20 protein-coding genes are annotated in these 18,681 nt (G+C 40.2%); 14 read left to right on the forward strand and 6 right to left on the reverse strand.

The window, feature by feature from the left end:
- The first annotated feature begins 77 nt into the window (after positions 1-77).
- From PY092_RS16320 to PY092_RS16335, 5 genes are all read left to right on the forward strand, one after another.
- Positions 78-830, forward strand: coding sequence for a hypothetical protein (locus PY092_RS16320; RefSeq protein ID WP_275616879.1), 753 nt, complete (start codon positions 78-80; stop codon positions 828-830).
- Between the two features lie 604 nt (positions 831-1,434).
- Positions 1,435-1,536, forward strand: a complete 102-nt coding sequence (locus PY092_RS19725; protein WP_417958285.1) for a Fe-Mn family superoxide dismutase — start codon at positions 1,435-1,437, stop codon at positions 1,534-1,536.
- Positions 1,537-1,633: 97 nt separating this feature from the next.
- Positions 1,634-2,056, forward strand: a complete 423-nt coding sequence (locus tag PY092_RS16325; RefSeq protein WP_275616880.1) for an organic hydroperoxide resistance protein — start codon at positions 1,634-1,636, stop codon at positions 2,054-2,056.
- A gap of 88 nt (positions 2,057-2,144) precedes the next feature.
- Positions 2,145-2,645: a DUF2480 family protein gene (locus tag PY092_RS16330; protein ID WP_275616881.1), complete on the forward strand. Its 501-nt coding sequence runs from the start codon at positions 2,145-2,147 to the stop codon at positions 2,643-2,645.
- Positions 2,642-3,187 (forward strand): NADPH-dependent FMN reductase, encoded by a 546-nt coding sequence (locus PY092_RS16335; RefSeq protein WP_275616882.1) that lies wholly within the window; start codon positions 2,642-2,644, stop codon positions 3,185-3,187. Before PY092_RS16330 ends, PY092_RS16335 begins: the two co-directional genes overlap by 4 nt.
- 255 nt (positions 3,188-3,442) lie before the next feature.
- Here the strand turns inward: PY092_RS16335 and PY092_RS16340 are convergent, their stop codons facing one another.
- A complete protein-coding gene (locus PY092_RS16340) occupies positions 3,443-4,279 on the reverse strand; it encodes a restriction endonuclease (RefSeq protein ID WP_275616883.1) in 837 nt (278 codons plus the stop codon).
- A complete protein-coding gene (locus tag PY092_RS16345) occupies positions 4,263-4,964 on the reverse strand; it encodes an LOG family protein (RefSeq protein WP_275616884.1) in 702 nt (233 codons plus the stop codon). Before PY092_RS16345 ends, PY092_RS16340 begins: the two co-directional genes overlap by 17 nt.
- 22 nt (positions 4,965-4,986) lie before the next feature.
- Between PY092_RS16345 and PY092_RS16350 the strand changes: the two genes are divergently transcribed.
- The gene (locus tag PY092_RS16350; RefSeq protein ID WP_275616885.1) at positions 4,987-5,277 is read left to right on the forward strand and encodes a hypothetical protein; all 291 of its coding nucleotides are present in this window, start codon (positions 4,987-4,989) and stop codon (positions 5,275-5,277) included.
- A gap of 5 nt (positions 5,278-5,282) precedes the next feature.
- Here PY092_RS16350 and PY092_RS16355 read toward each other — a convergent pair whose 3' ends face one another.
- The 3 genes from PY092_RS16355 to PY092_RS16365 all read right to left on the reverse strand — a co-directional run bounded on the left by PY092_RS16355 (position 5,283) and on the right by PY092_RS16365 (position 7,459).
- Positions 5,283-5,579, reverse strand: a complete 297-nt coding sequence (locus tag PY092_RS16355) for a hypothetical protein (protein WP_275616886.1) — start codon at positions 5,577-5,579, stop codon at positions 5,283-5,285.
- A 21-nt stretch (positions 5,580-5,600) separates the two neighbouring features.
- Positions 5,601-6,002, reverse strand: coding sequence for a response regulator (locus PY092_RS16360; RefSeq protein ID WP_275616887.1), 402 nt, complete (start codon positions 6,000-6,002; stop codon positions 5,601-5,603).
- 812 nt (positions 6,003-6,814) lie between these two features.
- On the reverse strand, positions 6,815-7,459 hold the full coding sequence (locus tag PY092_RS16365) for an HD domain-containing protein (RefSeq protein WP_275616888.1): 645 nt from the start codon (positions 7,457-7,459) through the stop codon (positions 6,815-6,817).
- 719 nt (positions 7,460-8,178) lie between these two features.
- On the opposite strand from PY092_RS16365, the gene PY092_RS16370 reads away from it, so the two are divergent.
- Both PY092_RS16370 and PY092_RS16375 read left to right on the forward strand, forming a co-directional pair.
- Positions 8,179-9,024 (forward strand): phospholipase A, encoded by an 846-nt coding sequence (locus PY092_RS16370; protein WP_275616889.1) that lies wholly within the window; start codon positions 8,179-8,181, stop codon positions 9,022-9,024.
- A 499-nt stretch (positions 9,025-9,523) separates the two neighbouring features.
- Positions 9,524-10,255 (forward strand): pirin family protein, encoded by a 732-nt coding sequence (locus PY092_RS16375; RefSeq protein ID WP_275616890.1) that lies wholly within the window; start codon positions 9,524-9,526, stop codon positions 10,253-10,255.
- A 134-nt stretch (positions 10,256-10,389) separates the two neighbouring features.
- On the opposite strand, the gene PY092_RS16380 is transcribed toward PY092_RS16375, so the two are convergent.
- Positions 10,390-11,031, reverse strand: a complete 642-nt coding sequence (locus PY092_RS16380; RefSeq protein WP_275616891.1) for a helix-turn-helix transcriptional regulator — start codon at positions 11,029-11,031, stop codon at positions 10,390-10,392.
- An 87-nt stretch (positions 11,032-11,118) separates the two neighbouring features.
- Between PY092_RS16380 and PY092_RS16385 the strand changes: the two genes are divergently transcribed.
- The 6 genes from PY092_RS16385 to PY092_RS16410 all read left to right on the forward strand — a co-directional run bounded on the left by PY092_RS16385 (position 11,119) and on the right by PY092_RS16410 (position 18,000).
- Positions 11,119-11,724 (forward strand): superoxide dismutase, encoded by a 606-nt coding sequence (locus tag PY092_RS16385; protein ID WP_275616892.1) that lies wholly within the window; start codon positions 11,119-11,121, stop codon positions 11,722-11,724.
- A 152-nt stretch (positions 11,725-11,876) separates the two neighbouring features.
- Positions 11,877-12,515, forward strand: a complete 639-nt coding sequence (locus PY092_RS16390) for a TolC family protein (protein WP_275616893.1) — start codon at positions 11,877-11,879, stop codon at positions 12,513-12,515.
- Positions 12,508-13,455 carry an adenylate/guanylate cyclase domain-containing protein gene (locus PY092_RS16395; protein ID WP_275616894.1) on the forward strand — a complete coding sequence of 316 codons (948 nt, stop codon included), beginning with the start codon at positions 12,508-12,510 and terminating at the stop codon, positions 13,453-13,455. The genes PY092_RS16390 and PY092_RS16395 overlap by 8 nt, the downstream gene beginning before the upstream one ends.
- A gap of 132 nt (positions 13,456-13,587) precedes the next feature.
- Positions 13,588-14,064, forward strand: coding sequence for a hypothetical protein (locus tag PY092_RS16400; protein WP_275616895.1), 477 nt, complete (start codon positions 13,588-13,590; stop codon positions 14,062-14,064).
- A gap of 230 nt (positions 14,065-14,294) precedes the next feature.
- Complete coding sequence (gene acnA / locus PY092_RS16405) at positions 14,295-16,877, forward strand: aconitate hydratase AcnA (RefSeq protein ID WP_275616940.1); 2,583 nt, start codon at positions 14,295-14,297, stop codon at positions 16,875-16,877.
- 235 nt (positions 16,878-17,112) lie between these two features.
- Positions 17,113-18,000 carry a phosphatase PAP2 family protein gene (locus PY092_RS16410; protein ID WP_275616896.1) on the forward strand — a complete coding sequence of 296 codons (888 nt, stop codon included), beginning with the start codon at positions 17,113-17,115 and terminating at the stop codon, positions 17,998-18,000.
- Positions 18,001-18,681 lie beyond the last annotated feature (681 nt).

The following is an 18,681-nucleotide window of genomic DNA, read 5'->3' on the forward strand; positions in this document are numbered from 1 at the left end:
TTCGGCTTACCCGTCTTTGGGCCGATGTTGGGTTGGATGGCTACAACCGATACCAAACCCTTATTCTCTTAAGCTATGTGGCACTTCTCAAGGATGATAATTTGGAAGAGGTACTTGGGTATTATGGGGAATTGGAAACAAAATTGGAAGATGGGTCATGCTATTCCAAAAAACTGCTGCTCAATTATTATGGGAACAAGCAGCTCATCTTAATGAAGATGAACCAATATGATCTTGCCTTGTACTACGGAAAGTTGTCCATAAGTGAACAGGGGAACGATTATATCATGTATTTAAACAATTACTCCTTTAACCTGTCCAAATTGGGGAGGTCAAAAGAGGCGTTGGACCTTTTGATAGAAGCACGGCCGTTTGCGAGACAGATGTCCAATAAGTACAACCGTACCTTGTTCATTTCGTCTTTGATGAAAAGTTATAACGATAACGGTCAGTACCTTAACTCCAGACAGTATGCCGAGAATCGTTTGTCCATTTATGAAAAGGATATTCTGGAACACAATTGGAACAAGTTCTTCAGGACCTATATAGAAACATTGGTGCACTTGGAAGAATTCAAGCAAATAAAGAAAACTATCAGACGGTACAACCTTATTGAGCGGGAGTCTCAGTTCGTAAAAAACTATATGTCCTTTTCTTATTTTAAATGGTATTTGGCATTGGCCGACCATAAAGAGGGGATTATTACAGAGGCAAAATTTTTGGGCGGTATCCGGAAAGAGACAGATCGAATGATGGCTACATATCAAATTGAACCTTCCGAACGCGTAATGAGGTTACTGGGGGCATCCATGAAAAGGACAATCCAGTGAAATCATAATTTTAAGCTTTGTTAAACTCTGAAATTTGCATGATATTGTGATATTTGTCGGATGTTCTGTGCTAGGTTTAAGAAAAAGCACCGTTTTTTTCCCATCGGTCATAAATTAATCTTTTTCAAGCTTATTTTAAATTATTGATCCATGGTTCTGATATGCAGATTTTCCTACTGATAGGGTTATTGGACAATTCAAATATTTTTCCAATAACCCATTATAAAAACTAACATTTTTTGCTGAATTGGTTTTTAATGGTGTCTTATGGGTTGATTAATTTATGCGCGATCGGCCTACAATTTTTAAAGCGTTATAATGTCTTATAACTAGTATTGACAATACCAAAATTTGTATGCTCGGGCAATATCAAAGGACTTAAAACAACTTCGCCTCATTAAACATAATAAAACAAGTAAAAATTTTGTTTAATTAAAATTACCTTTATCTTTGCGAAGTCAACTATGACATAAAATTTCAACCATATATGCTCTAGCTGAGTTGACGTATTCCTATGATGCTTCGAAGCACATTGTTGATGTTGAACCCTCAAGGCTTCGCTACCATCAAAGACTTGTGGAAGGTTTCAAAAAAGCATTGATGAATGGACGTCAACATTATAAATCAGGTGTATTCAATTTTCGGGCTTGATATCTGGGAACATGCCTTTTACCTGAAATTACAAAGAACAAGGCAGATTATATAAGTGCCTTTTGGCAGGTTCTTGATTGGAAGGTGAAAGTGTATAAATATAGGGAAGTACATTATAACTAAAATAATATTGAACAATTAAATTAACAATAATGAAAACATTATATACTGCAACTGTAACCACCATAGGTGGTAGAAATGGACATGTGCAAAGTGATAACAATGTCCTCGATTTTGAAGTTAGGATGCCCACTGGCCTTGGTGGATCCAATAATGAATATACCAATCCGGAACAGCTTTTTGCTGCAGGTTATTCGGCTTGTTTTGGGAGTGCCCTTGATTTGGCCATATCCCAATCGAAGATAAAGACCGGTACTACAAGCGTGACATCAAAGGTCAGTTTGGGGCAAACCAAAGAAGGAGGGTATAAATTGGCCGTCGAGATGGTGGTTAACATTCCTGATGTCGATTTGGAAAAAGCACAGGAATTGGCAGATTTTGCACATCAAATTTGTCCTTATTCCAATGCGACGAGAGGTAATATAGATGTGGCCATTATAGCTACTAACGAGTAAAGGAAAATCCTTGGGTAAGGGTTGTGTTTCCCAAGGTTTTTTTAGTTGAGGGTTCAGGAGTGTACTTTTGTGCACTCCTGATTTAAAATTGAAATCTATACTTGAGATGGCCCAGAATGGAATATTAACCTTAGACCTTCTAGAATATCAACCAAAAGAGAAAAGTCTGCCATTTGATATCAAAGATGGTTTGACCCATGGAATGATTTTGGTGGAAAAGGAATTTAGGTTATTTCTGTCACAAATGGATTGGGAGTTCTTTAGGGGCAAACCTGTAGCTGTGGTATGCACTGAAGATGCCATTGTGCCCCAATGGGCCTTTATGGCCATTAGCGCAAAATTGCAGGGCATAGCCTCAGAAATAGCTTTGGCAACCCCTGATCAATTGAATTTCCGATTATGGCGGGAATCCATTGAATTATCTGATTTTTCGCATCTCAAAGGGCAACGGGTTGTGGTCCAGCAGAACAGTCACATAGCTCCCGAACTGTATATGTCCATCACGAAGAAACTCAAACCATGGGTTGCTGCCCTGTTTTATGGGGAAGCCGGGCTGCCCAAGGTCATCTATAAAAGAAAGGAAAAATGAAGGCATTAATATTCAATGGTGCGGTCGAACGCAGCGAAAATACAACTGCTAAACGTCTTACGGGGTATTTGGAAGAACTTCTGGGTAACCTAGGAATTGAAACCAATGTATTTACCATTACCGACTCCGAGATTCCGGTATTTGAGGTTCCTATGGTCAAGGTACCTGAATCAGTGGTCCGTATGAACCAGATGTTCAGGGAACCCGACATACATATATGGTTAAGTCCACTCTATCACGGAGGTATGACCGGGGCAATGAAAAACTGTCTGGACTGGATGGAATATAGTTCAAGGGAAACACATCCCTATCTAAGTGGTAAGGTGGTAGGATTGGTCTGTTGGGCTGATGGTGTTCAGGCCATACAAGGCATAACTGCAATGGATGCCGTGGCAAAGGCATTGCGTGCTTGGACCGCTCCCTTGAGCATACCTATTCAACGCAGTGAACTGTATAATGGGCACGGTGAAATAAGTCAAACATATCAAGAGCGTTTTGAGCTTTTGCTTCAATTATTGTTGAAGGGTCCAACTTTTTTTTAGTAATGATTATGAATTATTGGAATGGGTTTATTTCTATATTCAGGAATCATTGAATAATTCTGAATTGAACAAAAAAGACGATAATTGACCGGCCTACAAAATATTAATTATTGAAATCCATGATGAATATAAGATACGATGTGTTTTGAACAAGGATATGCTATGGCCTTATGGTAATATAACTAATAGCAAATATTCAATACAATGCTATGGATTCATTTCATTACCGAACAGATAATCTTTACTGAATCTACTCTATCCATTATGAGCGACAATTGCCTTGAATTCGTCAATAATCTGCTGTTTTTTATCCATAGAAATTCGAAATTGATTTAAGACTTTAGGGTTGTCGACAACGTCTTTGCAAAGTACAATATTTCGATTGATAAGCTCTTGCTTTTCTTTTTTTGAAAGGATGGTACTACAAGTAACAGGATACATTTTAAAAAGATCGATCATGGCTCGTAGCCCTCTTTTTTTAGGGTAATCCCAACTTAATAACATCAAGTTCTCACAATTTGCGTAAGCAATCGCATCTTCAGTAAAACAGGTATTGGTAATTAGCCATCCACCGATGATTTCTACATCTTTATTGTTCCATGTATCACGGACATCATCAAAACGGGCCTTAATATACAATGGAGCTTTTACATTACTTTTCCTTTCGTCACTAGAGTGAAACTTACATTCTACTATAAAGGCCTTACCCTCTTTAGTGGCCATTACGTCTACTTCATGATTCACACATTTACCTGGAAGAATAACGCCTACATCTGTATTGAAACCCATTTGCGTCAATATTGCCCCTATATAATTTTCGAAAGGGTACCCGGTTGGACCCAATTCAAAAAGAGCTCTTTTGAGTTTATATTTTGCAGCACTGGAACTTCCTTCTTCCTTGAGAAGCTTAAAAACGTATTCAAAAATTTCTTCTACAGGAATACCATCATAAAGTATTGACTTGACTTGGTTTAGCACAAACTGTTGTTTAGGCTCTGGCAAGCCGATCACCTTTATGGAATCCGCCAATTTCTCCATTGAAAAGGGCACCAACTCATGATAGTCGTCAAATACTTTAATTCTTTTTTCCATTATTGAATAATCTTTGTCTAGCTATTTTTATTCTTTTTTCATAGAGCAACCACAGGGGTCTTTTAGGTTTTGGTATGATATCCATGTATGTTGCTATATGGGTCATTGTGTCATGGACACTATCGGTAAATTTCAGAAGCTTTAAGTCTTCTTGTGAGATGGATTCTCGTTGACACATTATTTCAAGAAATTCAAAAAGCTTGTCATAATAATCTGTCCCTATTACTACAACAGGAAATTTTTCAATCATTGCCGTTTGTATTAATGTTAGTGTTTCAAAGAGTTCATCCATCGTTCCAAAACCCCCTGGCATAACTATAAAGGCATATGAATATTTTAGCATCATATACTTACGAACAAAGAAATAGTTAAAATTCATAAATCGATGCATATACGGATTTGGTTCTTGCTCGAAAGGCAGCTTAATGTTACAGCCTACGGAAAGCCCATTATTTTCATAAGCCCCTTTATTGGCAGCTTCCATAATACCAGGCCCACCACCTGTCATTGTGGTAAAGCCCTGATCAGCAATTCCTTTTCCTATGTTGTATGCTTTTTTATAGAAATAATCGGTTTTAACAGTTTTGGCAGAACCGAATACCGTAACGCAAGGCCCTATAAAATGAAATAATCTAAAACCTTTCAAAAATTGTCCTGCGACCTTAAATACAAATAAGAGTTCCAATAATCTACTCTTTGGGCCTCTTATGTGTTCTGCTGTTGAATATTTAGGTTTTGATGAAGTAGAGGAATTTTTCGGTGGCATTATGGGTATTATATATAAAGCAATAAAAATAAACAATCAAAAATTGATTTTAGCCGAATATGGTTTAGTTGATAATTTTCCAGTTCGAATTGCGCAATTTCAATTACCACAAATGGAAAATCGGAAGTATAGTACAGGGTTAAAAATACCTGAACATTCAATTACTGCTGACCGTTTTGGTTCCCCCATATTATGCTCATGCGGTATCGTAACAAGTCTTTTACCCCATTGAGTAAATCAATAAAGTTTTATTTTATGGGATATGCTCTTTAGAGAAACCTCGGCATAGGATTCTTCAAAGTATATGGACGAGGAGGAACCCACCAGATGCTCTGGCACATATTTGTACGTGGCCTTTCCATAGGAGTTGTCCTCATAATAGGTACATGGATTTTTGGGATGGACTTGAGTAGGGGTTTCAAAACCTGTGACATAGCAGTTCATATATTCAAACTGAAGTGAAGCCCTTCCATGGATACCCTCAAGGGTGATTTTCCTTGGATATTCAGGTACACCATAATAGAGTTCCTCCAAAATAACGATGAACGCCTTTCTTCAGAATTGCTTGGTCAATGGTTTAAAGGCCGTACTGGAATCATGGCAAAGTGTACGGTGAACAGAAGTGATGGCCATATCGAAATAATCTTTGGAATAGGGCTTACACAAAAAATCGATACATCCCAGTTCTCTCGCGATTAAAGCATATCCGTCCTTTGTGGAACTTGATATAAAAGGGATTCTTCCCCCGAACATTTCAAGAAAAGAAAGCCCATCCATGCCTGGCATCTCAATATCGGTCATGACAACTTGGGGCTTACAGGTCTGAATATGGATCCAGGCATCAATAGAGTCCTGGAAAGTTGTTACCCTTCCCACCAGAGGATGGAGCTTTGCAAGTTTTTCTGCAAGGGAAAGCCATAAGCGGGAATCGTCAACAATCACGAGGTCAAGTTTCATTGTATCTATGATTTAGGGACTGGAAAATTAAATCTTTGTCACGTTGCGGGCAACAAACATGGATGAAGTGACCATAAATGGGTATAAATTGCATAGGCTTAAGTTCAGCATACCAACCTTAATTGGCTCTAATAGTGGATATGGCTTAATTGTTTCTTAGATATTTGAATTTATACCGGGGAATTTCGTTCTGATCTTGGCATATGTCATTCATAATATTGACCCTGAAAAAGTTCAAATTAAAAAAGTTTAAATGAGTTCCATAGCTTTAGGTTCATAACCTTAAAGCCATTAATGGATTTCTAGAAGAAAATATTTTGAAACAACCTATTGCTCTTCTTTTAAGCACAAGACTCCTTGATGGAAATGAGAAGCATTGGCTCACAGCTTTCCATTTTCAAAGGTAATGTGACATTTGATAGGGTGGATTCACAAAAAGGGGTATGGTGCGAAATCTGGGACAGGCAATGGAGGAAGTCAACATCTTATTTGTTTTGTTTTTTATCCGTCTTGATAAGATAGTATTGGGAATAGTGAATTTTTTCAATGAACACATATTATACTGAATGGCTTATACCTTGCCGATTTATAATCATTACTCCATTATTTCCAACCGGGAGTAGTGTGTCTATTTAGGAAATGAAACAGGAACGGACGTCTTCCTTTATTATATCCTTAGCCGATTGCTTTCCAATATTTGCATGGAAAAGCATCTCTATTTGATGGGTGGGATGGGGCTTGTTAACCCCCTTCGTATTGACGTCCAAATCTACAAGGACAAAAAAGATTTTGCGAGGGATATTCTTGGAGCATCATGATGTTTTGTCCGATGGACCATTTGTAGTGCAATCGTCTAAGGAGGCGCTATCCGTTAGAAGCTTTTTGATATTCTCTTGTTTTATGGGCTCCCAATTATCCTTGGCATAGGGCGTATAAAAGGTATGGCGGTTTTGGAGAAGATCGATGTTCTGTTCTGCCCATTCTTTTGGAGAATAGGAAACAATGCCCCGCTTGATGAATTCTTGTCGAAGGTGTTCCGCTATTATATGGTAACTCGCTTGACCAAAATGGGAGCAATCTGCATCACAAATGATTTTTTCTGAAAAGTCTTTTGGTTTATATCCCATTTTTGTGGCGGCAATCAGGGATTCCACCTTCTTTATCCGGTTCTCTGGGCAGCCGTGTTTTTCCAAAAAATCACGCGCCATTACCATTCCCTTGTCCTCATGGTGCTGAGGATCTTTAATATACCCTATATCATGCAACCATGCTGCCAATAACAAGGTTTCGGTTTCCTGCTCGGGAAGACGATGATATTCGGCCATTTCCCGGACAGATTGTACAACCCGTAGGGAGTGATCGATGTTATGATATAAAAAATTAGGGTCGAGAACATTGATCAGAAGCTGTTTTGCATAACTCTCAGCCTGTTCGAGCAAGGTGTAATTTGGAATCATTTTTTATAGTTTTTATATCTCTTCTCTCTTATGGTAATTCCAAGAAAATTAAATTCTTATCCCTTCAACATTTCATATTAACACCCCTCTTTCCTATTCCGAATCGTTGAAAGGTCCTTAAAGTATGCCCCAATGGGGTCCAAATTCTTACATCCGTTAAGTTAATCATTAATTGAAACACAGAATGGGGTTAAATATTGTCCATTTTTTTGCCAAGCGGGAGAAAAATGCGAAATAATGGTGTGATTAAAAAATAGAATGCCATTAAGTAATTTATAATCAATTGGTTGAATGATTGATGGCGAGCTTTTGGAAACAATGTTCACAGTGGTAAATTTATGTTAATAATTAGATTTTGTTTGTTTGCTTTTTATGACAATAAGTGCTGATTCTTGGATATTGGTTAAAAAAACACCGATCCGTAGGAAGCATCACGGTGGTATTTCTGACCGATATGGTAATCGGTATGCCATGTATATATTTGAGTTGACCATTGTAAATAGTGGAAGGCTGTGTCCATTGGTACCTCGGACATTCATAAAGCATTTGGTTTCCGGCGGTGTCTTGAGGGTTGGGATACTTCAAAAAAATGGGGGTGTAGTTCAATTGGTGGTGTAGTGCGAAAAGTGTTCAAGTAAAACCGATCCGGTCGTATTGATGTATCTTTACGCTTTGATTCCCAGTGTTCCCTTGAAAAACCTCCAAAAAATTGTTCAACCATGAATTTTAGTAAAATAGTGTGCTCTTTTGTGTTTATTCTTCCGTTTTGCATTCGATACTGTAATGCACAAAGAATAAGTAAGTCTGAATTGAATGATTCCATCCAAAACTTTTCTTATTTCACAATACATAAGGATAACTATTTTATCACAGGGGTACCTTTGACCAACGACATCAATAGCAATACGGCAGATGCCAAGTACCAAATAAGTTTTAAACAGATGATTACAAGGGACAAGCTTCCATGGGACACCTATTTGTTCATCACCTATACACAAAAAGCCTTTTGGAACATCTATAAAGACTCCTACCCATTCCGGGATATCAATTTTAACCCGAGCTTGGTACTGGGAAAAACCATTTTTAACAAGAGCCAGAAACTAGAGGGTATCGCAACTATTGCTTTTGAACATGAATCCAATGGCCGGGACAGTATCTATTCAAGGAGTTGGAACCGAATTTCTGGCAGCTTTATCACCAGCCTGACCAAAAGAACAGTGGCTGAATTTAAGGCCTGGATACCTTTTGGTTACAAAAGTGGTAATCCGGAATTGTTGGAGTACGCAGGATTGGGAGAGATCAATTTGGAACATGAATTGAAAAAGAATAGGATATACCTTAATGTGATGTTTAGAAAAGGATTGAATTTTAAAGCAAAGGGTGTATTTCGTCCACGCCTTTATTTTGCTCCTTTTGGAAAAAATATATCGAATCAATATATAATGGTAGAATGGTATTGGGGGCAAGGGGAAAGTTTACTTGAATACGAAGAATCAAGAAGCATGATCCGTGTTGGGTATGTCATTAAAAGCAACGAATTTAACTTTTTTAGAATGAAGAATTAGGTTGTTTTGGATGCCGCCATCGACTATTTTGCTGTTGAAGAACAACCGGGGTATACTAAAATCACCATGGTTCATTGCGAGTCGGCCAACGGTTTAAGGTTGCTTTTTTTGGATTTTTGAATCTTTCTGCCGAACTTTTGGTATTGGGAAGAGGATGTGTGGTTTTGATAGGGGAATACGAATCGTCAAGTTCTTTTTTTCTTTGATAAATGTCTTTCAAACCTATCCCAAAAGGGAATGGAGGCCCGTATGGACGACCCTGCCCTGACTGGTGGATTTGGAACAAAGGCCATTTTGAATATGTATGGACATTAAAATGTTTCTTAATTTATGTTTAACCTATGGTGTACCGTTAAATGGGTGCTTGTACTGTCATTGGCATTGAGCGCTGGAAGGTATTTGCAAAAGGATATTGAGGATTCCCATCTTGATTGGTTATGAAGGTGAAAAAGGGTGAATTCCTGTAATGAAAACATTTGAGCAGCTATAGATAAAACATATGATACATAAACACGGTATAGAGAAAAAGGTCAGAAGTCAAAAAATTTCTAGTTTGTTCCCCGGATGTGGGGTATCAAGCGAAGACACTGGGCTGGGTGCTATCGGAAAGATAGACCATGCCCGGATTCCTTCAGGGATAACCATTAAGATGCATCCACATATCAACGATGATATCCTGTCGTATTTTAGGGTAGGTGTATCAAAGCACATTGATTCGGAAAACATAACTGCTGAAATATCAAGAAAAAAGTTAATGTTGATGCAGGCAGGAAAGATATTCCATCACGAGGAACAAATTCTGGAACCTTTGGAAGGCCTTCAGATTTTTATTAGGCCTCAATATAAAGATGATAGGCCGAAGGTCTCTTTTTTTGATTTGGATGAAACCGATAGCCTAAATCAATGGCGTTTATTGGCCTCACCGGGAAACCAAACCCCATTGCGATTCACAAGCGAAACTTGGATATATGATATTGCCATAGATGAGAGGACACGATTCACTTTGCCAAAGCTCCCAGAGAAAGGCCTGATCGCCTTATTGTATGTTTTTGAAGGGGAGCTGTTATTGAATGAAACCATGGAACTGCTCAAGGAAGAAAGTGTTGTCATCAAGGACGAATCCATAAAACTGGAAGCTGAACCTGGTACCGAGCTCGTACTATTTTTTACGAATGAGGAATCCAATTGTTACAAAAATGGAATGTACAGTGGCAATCAGTTTAGATTATAGGATGTTTTGGAGGGGTAGCCACATTTTTTAAGCCTTTCATAGGTTTATAGCCAATGGGGCCATAATTGCCCATAACCAATCCCTTGTTGGGTCAATCATGTATATTTCCGAAAAATTAGTTGGATAAATCGATTTTAAGTATTTGATTTTTCCTTTATCAAATAGGTGCAGCGCCTGTCACCGGCCAGAATATGTTTTACCCTTTCAACTTGGATATTGGGGCCAAAAACTGCTTGGAATACACTGAGCTCCGATGAGCAAAACTTTTGGCAAATGCTGGCAGCATCACAAATGGGACAATGGTTTTCGATAAGTTCAAAGTGGCCATCCCCCGTTTTTTCAAACGTGGCCATGTACCCCTCTTTCTCCCTTAATTGTGCCAATTTTTGGACTTTTTCTTCCAGGGTGTCCGTTTCAGCTATGGTCTTCCGATAGTTGTCGAGATTATCTTTTCCTGTGGAAGTGATGATTTTGGACAATGTCTCCTCTCCAAAATCTTCCTTGATTTTATTGATAAGTCGTAATGTCAGTTCAGAATGTTTATTGGGGAATTTTGCATGTCCTTCTTTGGTCAATGACCAAAATTGTTGTGGCCGCCCCCTTCCTTTGGCACGGCTTTCTGATTTTACATATCCTTCATTCGCCAATTTTAAAAGCTGGAACCTGGCACCTTCCGTTGTTATACAGAGCATCTTGGCCAAATCCTTTAAGGTTTTTTCCCCTTCATTTTTAAGGATGCACAAGGCGCGTTCATTTTCCTGTATTATCTTATCCATAATAAACAAAGTAAATATTTGTTTTATTGTGTAAATATACTATCTTTGTGTTGTTATCAAAAGATATTTAAATCAAATCTACATATTATGAGTCACAAATTACCGGAATTACCGTATAGTTACGATGCACTTTCACCGTACATTGATGCCACAACAATGGAAATACACCATACCAAGCATCACCAAGGATATGTAAACAAATTGAATGCGGCACTGGAAGAGGCTGGATTGGAAGGGTCGGATTTGGAGGACCTTTTCGGAAAAGTGTCAAAGCTATCCAGTGGTATCCGTAACAATGGGGGAGGTCATTACAACCACAGTTTATTTTGGACCATTTTAACGCCCAACGGATCGGAAATGCCTTCTAAACTATTGGAGGCCATTGAAAATACCTTTGGCTCTTTTGAAGAGTTTAAAACCATCTTTTCCAATACTGCCGCTACCCGTTTTGGATCTGGATGGGCCTGGTTGATTGTTGCTGCGAATGGTGAATTGAAAGTAACCTCGACACCAAACCAGGATAACCCCATGATGGATACCGCACCAGACCAAGGCACCCCTATTTTTGGGTTGGATGTTTGGGAGCACGCCTATTATCTTAATTATCAAAATAAAAGGCCAGAGTATATCAATGCTTTTTGGAATGTAGTTAATTGGCATGAAGTCGAAAAGCGGTATTTAGCAGCTGTGTAACTCGCTCTCTGAGTCCTTAAACCATGCCCGGTTTTATGATTGTCCGGGTGTGGTTTTAAACCTTTTATATCCTTGCATATCAAATACTTTGATCTTGGTTAATTCCTTTCTTAATGCCCAAAAGGGGCATATATGCCAATTTCAAAACTACTATGGATGAGAACCTACCCAATGTTTCATTTTTGACCACTGTCCTATTGGACTTGGTTGGTTCATGTGGGAAGAAAGAGACCGTCCAAGCTGATTTGGCCCATCGAGGGGCATTTCAAAATGCCAATGGGGCCCATGCCAGTTTCCACCCATCATTTACCATTACTAGGGCCGTTGGTTTTTCGAGTTTCGAGCTTGATGACCTTTTTAAGAAGAATGTAGGGTTATTTGCCAATATTACAGGTGGGCTATTGCAACCCATTTTCAATTGTGGAACCTTGAAGGCAAGTCTGGAAGTCACAAAATCAGGACAACAAATTGCCTACTACAATTTCGACCAGACGATGCTGAAAGCTGGCCAAGAGGTCACGGATGCACTGTTTGCCTATCAACAGGCAGATGATATCAAGTACAAGAAAAGATCGGGCCAATGGGATGCCTTGAATACGTCGGTATTATATGCCAAACGATTATTGGAAAACAATTCACAGACCAATTATACCGATGTACTGACATCGGAGCAAAATTTGTTGTCCGTGGAAATGCAGGGGATTCTGGATGTGCTTGAACGCAAGGTGAGTATCATCAACCTGTACAGGGCGCTGCTACGTGGATGGAAAATTACAGGGGACAATGAATGATAAGGTTAGAAGATATCATCACATCACCATTGTCAACGACGCTTCATTTTTGATCAGTTCGGATGATTCCATCTTAAAGGCGGCCTTGAAAAAGAAAATCCCTTTCTGTTGTGAATGTGGTGGGAGGGCAAGATGTTCCACCTGTCGGATTTTGGTGATTCACGGCGAGGAACATCTTTCGGAAATAAATGTTGCGGAACGAAATGTACAGAAGTACTTTGATTTGCCGGATAACGTCCGTCTTGCCTGCCAGACTTATGTAAAAGGTGGATCTGTTAAGGTCAAGCGTATCATGAACGATGAGAGCGACTATCCGTTGTACCTAAGAAACAAGATCATGAAGGGAGAAAACATAGGGAAAGAAATGCGGCTGTGCCTTGTATTTTTGGATATTAGAAACTTCACTCCCTTTGTGGAACACCATTTGGCCTTTGATGTGATCCATGTGGTAAGAAAGCTCTTTTATCACTTTGAAGAAATTATCAAAGCGAACAATGGGAGGATCATTGAAACGGCAGGAGATGGGCTTTATGCGGCCTTCGGCTTTGACCAAACAACGAGGGAAAGTACCAACAAGGCGGTTGCCTCTGTTTGGGAAATGTTCAAGGCTTTGGAAAAATTGAACGGGGAGTATTTTAAAAGATATTTTAACCAAGAAATTGAAATAGGTGTTGGTGTCCATTTGGGAAAGGTAGTTACAGGAGATCTCTTAATTCAAGATAATCCACATCCATTGGTAATGGGATACCCTGTAAATGTAGCGGCTAGGATACAAGATCTAACCAAAAAGTTCAACAATAATTTTATAGTATCCGAGGAAGTTTATAGAGAATTGCGGCACAAACCGATTTCGGTTCACACTTTGGAACGATTGAAAGGAGTCGAGCAGCCTTTCACACTATATTTATTGGGCGAGGAATTTTCGTATCAGAAGGAATAAAGGAAAACGGGTAAGGGCAAAAGATGAGGCTTTGAAAACACTGAAAAAGCAATCTTATGGGAATTTTGTTTTCAGCTGGGATGCCGAAGGGGTAACGGTTGATGCCGTTAAATATTATGAATAAAATGTAAAATGTTGAATTTTGATGATTTTAGCACGAATTTAGGTAAGGTACTTCTAGAGTGCAGTCTGTTTATGAGTTTTGGGACGACTCCCTATACCTTTGATAAGGTCAATGGAGTGGAAGTAGAGGAAAAATATGATTTTCAAAAAGGGGTCATTACCTATCTAGCCATTTACCTGTGGGAGGAATATGGCGTTGCCGAATTGGAGGATTTTTTACGGAATAGCCAGGAGGTGATAAGTATGGAGGAACACACTACGGAACTGTTTATCCAATATAGTGTGGATAGATATCTGGATCATGATCTAATGTATGCTTGGAAGATTAAACAGGGAACCATTGCCTTTGGATATTTGGTGGCTAAGTTAAGGTCTACCCAAGATTTGACAATCTATACGGCTAATCCTCAGGAGTTGGAGTTTTTGGAGGATGTTCTTCCCAAGCATAGCAACATGAAACTTTTTGCTGTTGCAATGCTCAAATAGGGCCCTCCTAAAGGTTGGCCATTATTGATGTACCTTGGAAGGTATTGATGCCATATCATCTGCCATTCCCTATGATATCGTTGGGAAACCGTACCTAGGGCAGATGAGGTGGCCCCATGATAATTTAGCCTATTGTCCATGTGCCCTTCAATTTGTAAATTACTAGTGACTTAAACGTTTGACACATGGAAACGATACGTAGAATTATAGCAACTCCCGAAGGACATCAAATGGTGAATCTCGGTTCGATCCCTACAATTGAACAACTACCCTTTTCGATAAGGATACTATTGGAAAACGTAATTCGAAACTATGATGGTTTTTCCATTACCAAAGAACATTACAATATTTTGGCCCATTGGGCAGACCAGCCATCGGATGCGGATGTACCCTATAAACCGGGCAGGGTTTTGATGCAGGACTTTACGGGAGTTCCAGCTATTGTTGATATTGCATCCCTTCGCTCGGAAATGATTCGGAGGGGGAAAGATGGGACAAGGGTCAATCCTTCCATACCAGTGGACCTTATCGTGGACCACTCGGTCCAAGTGGACTTTTACGGAAGTAAAGATGCCTATCCCAAGAATGTATCCAAAGAGTATGAGCGCAATGGGGAGCGTTACAAAGTTCTCAAATGGGCGCAAAGTGCTTTTGATAATTTTAGGGTGGTCCCCCCTGGTATGGGCATTTGCCATCAGGTCAACTTGGAAAATCTGGCGCAAGGAATCAGTCTTAGGGACAATTGGCTGTTTCCCGATACGCTTGTAGGGACTGATTCACATACTCCCATGGTAAACGGTATTGGGGTATTGGGCTGGGGGGTCGGCGGTATTGAGGCAGAAGCTGCCATGCTCGGTCAACCCATTTATTTTTCCTCTCCGGAGGTCATTGGCCTGGAGCTTCAAGGAAGGCTTCCCGTCGGTACCACCGCCACGGATATGGTGCTTACCATCACAAATCTACTGCGTGAATACGGGGTTGTCGGCAAGTTTGTCGAAGTCTTCGGTGAAGGACTTGATCACTTGACCGTACCAGATCGGGCAACGATTGCCAATATGTCCCCTGAATTTGGTTGTACCGTGACCTATTTTCCTATCGATGAACAGACAATCGATTATATGCGGTTTACGGGGAGGCCGAAAAATTTGCTCGATAGGGTAAAGTCGTATGCCCAGAAGAATATGCTCTGGCGTACCGGAAAGGAGGAAATACAATATACCGATACCATAAGTTTGGATTTGGGGACCATCGTGCCGACCATTTCCGGTCCAACACGACCCCAGGATAAGATTCCCATCGATCGAATCAAAAAGGATTTTCCCGGCCTATTGGAAAAAGTAGGGGCTTCGAAAGGAAAGCTCGCTTGGGTGGAGAGAGATAAAATGGGCTTCTACCTTGAAAACGGGGCAGTTGCCATTGCGGCCATCACTAGTTGCACAAATACTTCCAATCCCAGTGTAATGGTAGGTGCCGGACTATTGGCACGAAACGCTAGGAACAGGGGGCTGAACGTTAAGCCTTGGGTGAAGACAAGCTTGGCCCCAGGAAGTAAGGTGGTCACAGATTATCTGGTGCGTTCCGGTCTACAAAACGATTTGGAAGCGCTTAATTTCTATACGGTAGGGTATGGATGCACCAGTTGCATAGGGAATAGTGGCCCTTTGGATCCTGATATTTCGGAGGCCATTAACAAGAACAATCTCGGTGTTGCCGCTGTTCTGTCCTCCAACCGTAATTTCGAGGCTAGGATTCATCCACAGGTCAAACTCAACTTTCTCGCTTCCCCGCTTTTGGTCATTGCTTATGCAATTACCGGTACCATTGATGTGGATCTTACCATGGAACCTCTAGGAATGGATAATAAGGGAACGCCGGTTTATCTTAAGGATATTTGGCCTTCCAACCGGGAAATCCAAGCGGTGATTTCAGAATCTATTAAAAAATCGGATTTTGAAAAGACCTACGATGTGATTTTCGATGGTGAGGAACAATGGAAGGACTTGGCGTTTGTACTATCTGAAAATTATCAGTGGAGCGAGGAAAGTACCTATATTAAGGAGGCTCCTTTTTTTAAGGGATTGTCAATGGAAGTAAAGCAACCCCGGGATATTGAAAACGCAAGGGTATTGCTTAAATTGGGGGATTCCATAACCACGGACCACATTTCTCCCGCAGGGGCGTTTTCCGAAACTTCCGAGGCCGGACGCTACCTCAAGGCCAATGGAATGGACCGAAGGTCCTTTAATTCCTATGGCTCTCGCCGAGGAAATCATGAGGTTATGATGCGGGGTACCTTTGCCAATGTGCGAATCAAGAATGAGTTAGTGGAAAAGGAAGGTGGGTATGCCCGTTATTTTCCTTCCCAAGAAGATGTAACCGTATTTGATGCGGCTATGCGCTATCAGTCCACTGGCACGGATTTGATCGTTTTGGCGGGGAAGGAGTATGGTAGTGGCTCATCAAGGGATTGGGCTGCAAAAGGAACATTGTTATTGGGGATAAAGGCAGTTCTGGCCGAGAGCTATGAGAGGATTCACCGCAGTAACCTAGTGGGTATGGGAGTCCTCCCCTTGGAGTTTTTAAAAGATGAGAGCGCGAAGGGTCACGGCCTGAATGGAAATGAATCCTTTACAATTTCAGGGATTTCCCAACGACTTTCCCCAAAAAAGATATTGGATGTCACAGCAAAAAGACCTGATGGGAGCTTAATTACCTTTAAGGTAATGGCCCGATTGGACTCCCTTATTGAGGTGGACTATTATAAGAATGGAGGCATTTTGCATTATTATCTGCGGGGCAAGCTTGAGGAATAAGGGAGATATAAGCAAATCTTACTGCTTTTGACGATGGTCAACCTGACAGGGACATAAGGGTTTAATGTTAACCTATTGCCCGTTCATGGCCCAAGGGTGTGGGGAGGCCTATAAAAGCAATACGGTGCAAAAAGCCATATTGTCGAGACCTTTGAGCAAAGGTTTTGCTTGATATGATTGGCTTGATACAGTGTTCAGTGTTTACAAAACAAGTTTTATTTGGCAAATGGAAGTCATGCTATTTGATAAAGAAAAAGGCCCAAACAAGGAAACTGAAACTTTTAAAAATTTGGTACTGGTCTTTATTGTTGTTTTTTGGTCCATTGGAGCTCAAGCGCAGATGAAAGATCAATCGGATTCCCTGCAGACTGGGAGATGGGAGTTGTTCAAATATGATATGGGGAATGTCTTCGGAGGGATTGTGCACTCGTACTCTAGGCCCCTACATTGGAAAGGTGAGGAATGGATGACCTTAGGGGCAGTAGTGGCGGGGACGGGCCTAATATATCTTTTTGATGAGCAGGTGTCCCAATTTGCTATTAGGCAGCAAGGTGGAGTCCCTGATTTTGTAAACTATTATGGAGCAAGAGTAGGTAGCCCAACCTACAATTATATGTTTACCGGGGGCGTTTATGTGACAGGGTTGTTGATCAAGGATGAAAGGACTAGGCGCTTGGGGGTCCTATTGTTGGCATCAGCTTCATCTGCCGGATTGTTGCAGCAAGTAGTCAAATCCATGGTGGGAAGGGCACGTCCAGAATACGGTAATGGTAAGGATACCTTTGACCCCTTCAACACCAATAGAAGTTTCCATTCATTTCCATCGGGACATACCATTCTTGCTTTTACAAATGCACATGCTATTGCCAAACAATTTAAAGATCCATGGCTGAAAACGGGTATATATGTTATAGGATCAGTCCCTGGAGCCACTAGATTATGGGAGGGACAACATTGGCTTACCGATATTGCATTGGGTGTTGCCATAAGCATCTTTATGGTCGAATCGATTGATGGGTACTTGGATTCAAAATATGATGACAAATTTAATGGAAAAGAAAAAGGGGTGAGTTGGAACATTGGATTTGGATTTGGGCAAATTAGGATATCCGGGCGTTTTTGACACGTAGGCCCAGCCTTTGTGAAGAGGGGCCAAAATTGCCAAGGGTGACCAAGGAGGGTTTTTATCTTGAAGACCAAGGTTCAAGATGTATATTCACTACGGGGATATGGGGCTTAGGTAGGATAGGACATGGATATAGAGAAGAACAGTTTTATTTGTATGCAGAACAGGGTCTTACGCATGCGTAGTTGAAGTTGACGATATTATATTTCAAGAAAATGATGTCTCAATATAGGTTGCGTACTCTTTGAAAAAAGATCTATACAGTTATGTGCTCTATCGCGGTGACTTCACCGTTGTTTTTCCATTGGGTTTAGGTGTACTATATTTAGGAATTGAACTCCGTATGAATAGTTTGTTTCTGTCGGTTTTCCAAAGTGGCCACCACGCTATAAAACAATGGCCACCAATAATGAAGTTACAATCAAGAGGACAATTGAAACCTATGAATGTTGTCTTTTGTTTTCGTGGGACCATTAACTTGTCATGAAAGGAATTGCTGTGATAACCCATAATAATAGGCAGTGAATAATTTCAAAATATTCTTATTAATTATTTTGTTTAATGATATAAATTAAATTCTAAATAGGTATTTTTGAATATGTTGAAAGATTAACAAGATTTATGGTATTTAATAGGTCAAGGGACGTGGCTTGATTATCGTCATTTGGTATAGCGCAT

This window comes from Flagellimonas yonaguniensis (assembly GCF_029193885.1).
Classification (GTDB): domain Bacteria; phylum Bacteroidota; class Bacteroidia; order Flavobacteriales; family Flavobacteriaceae; genus Flagellimonas; species Flagellimonas yonaguniensis.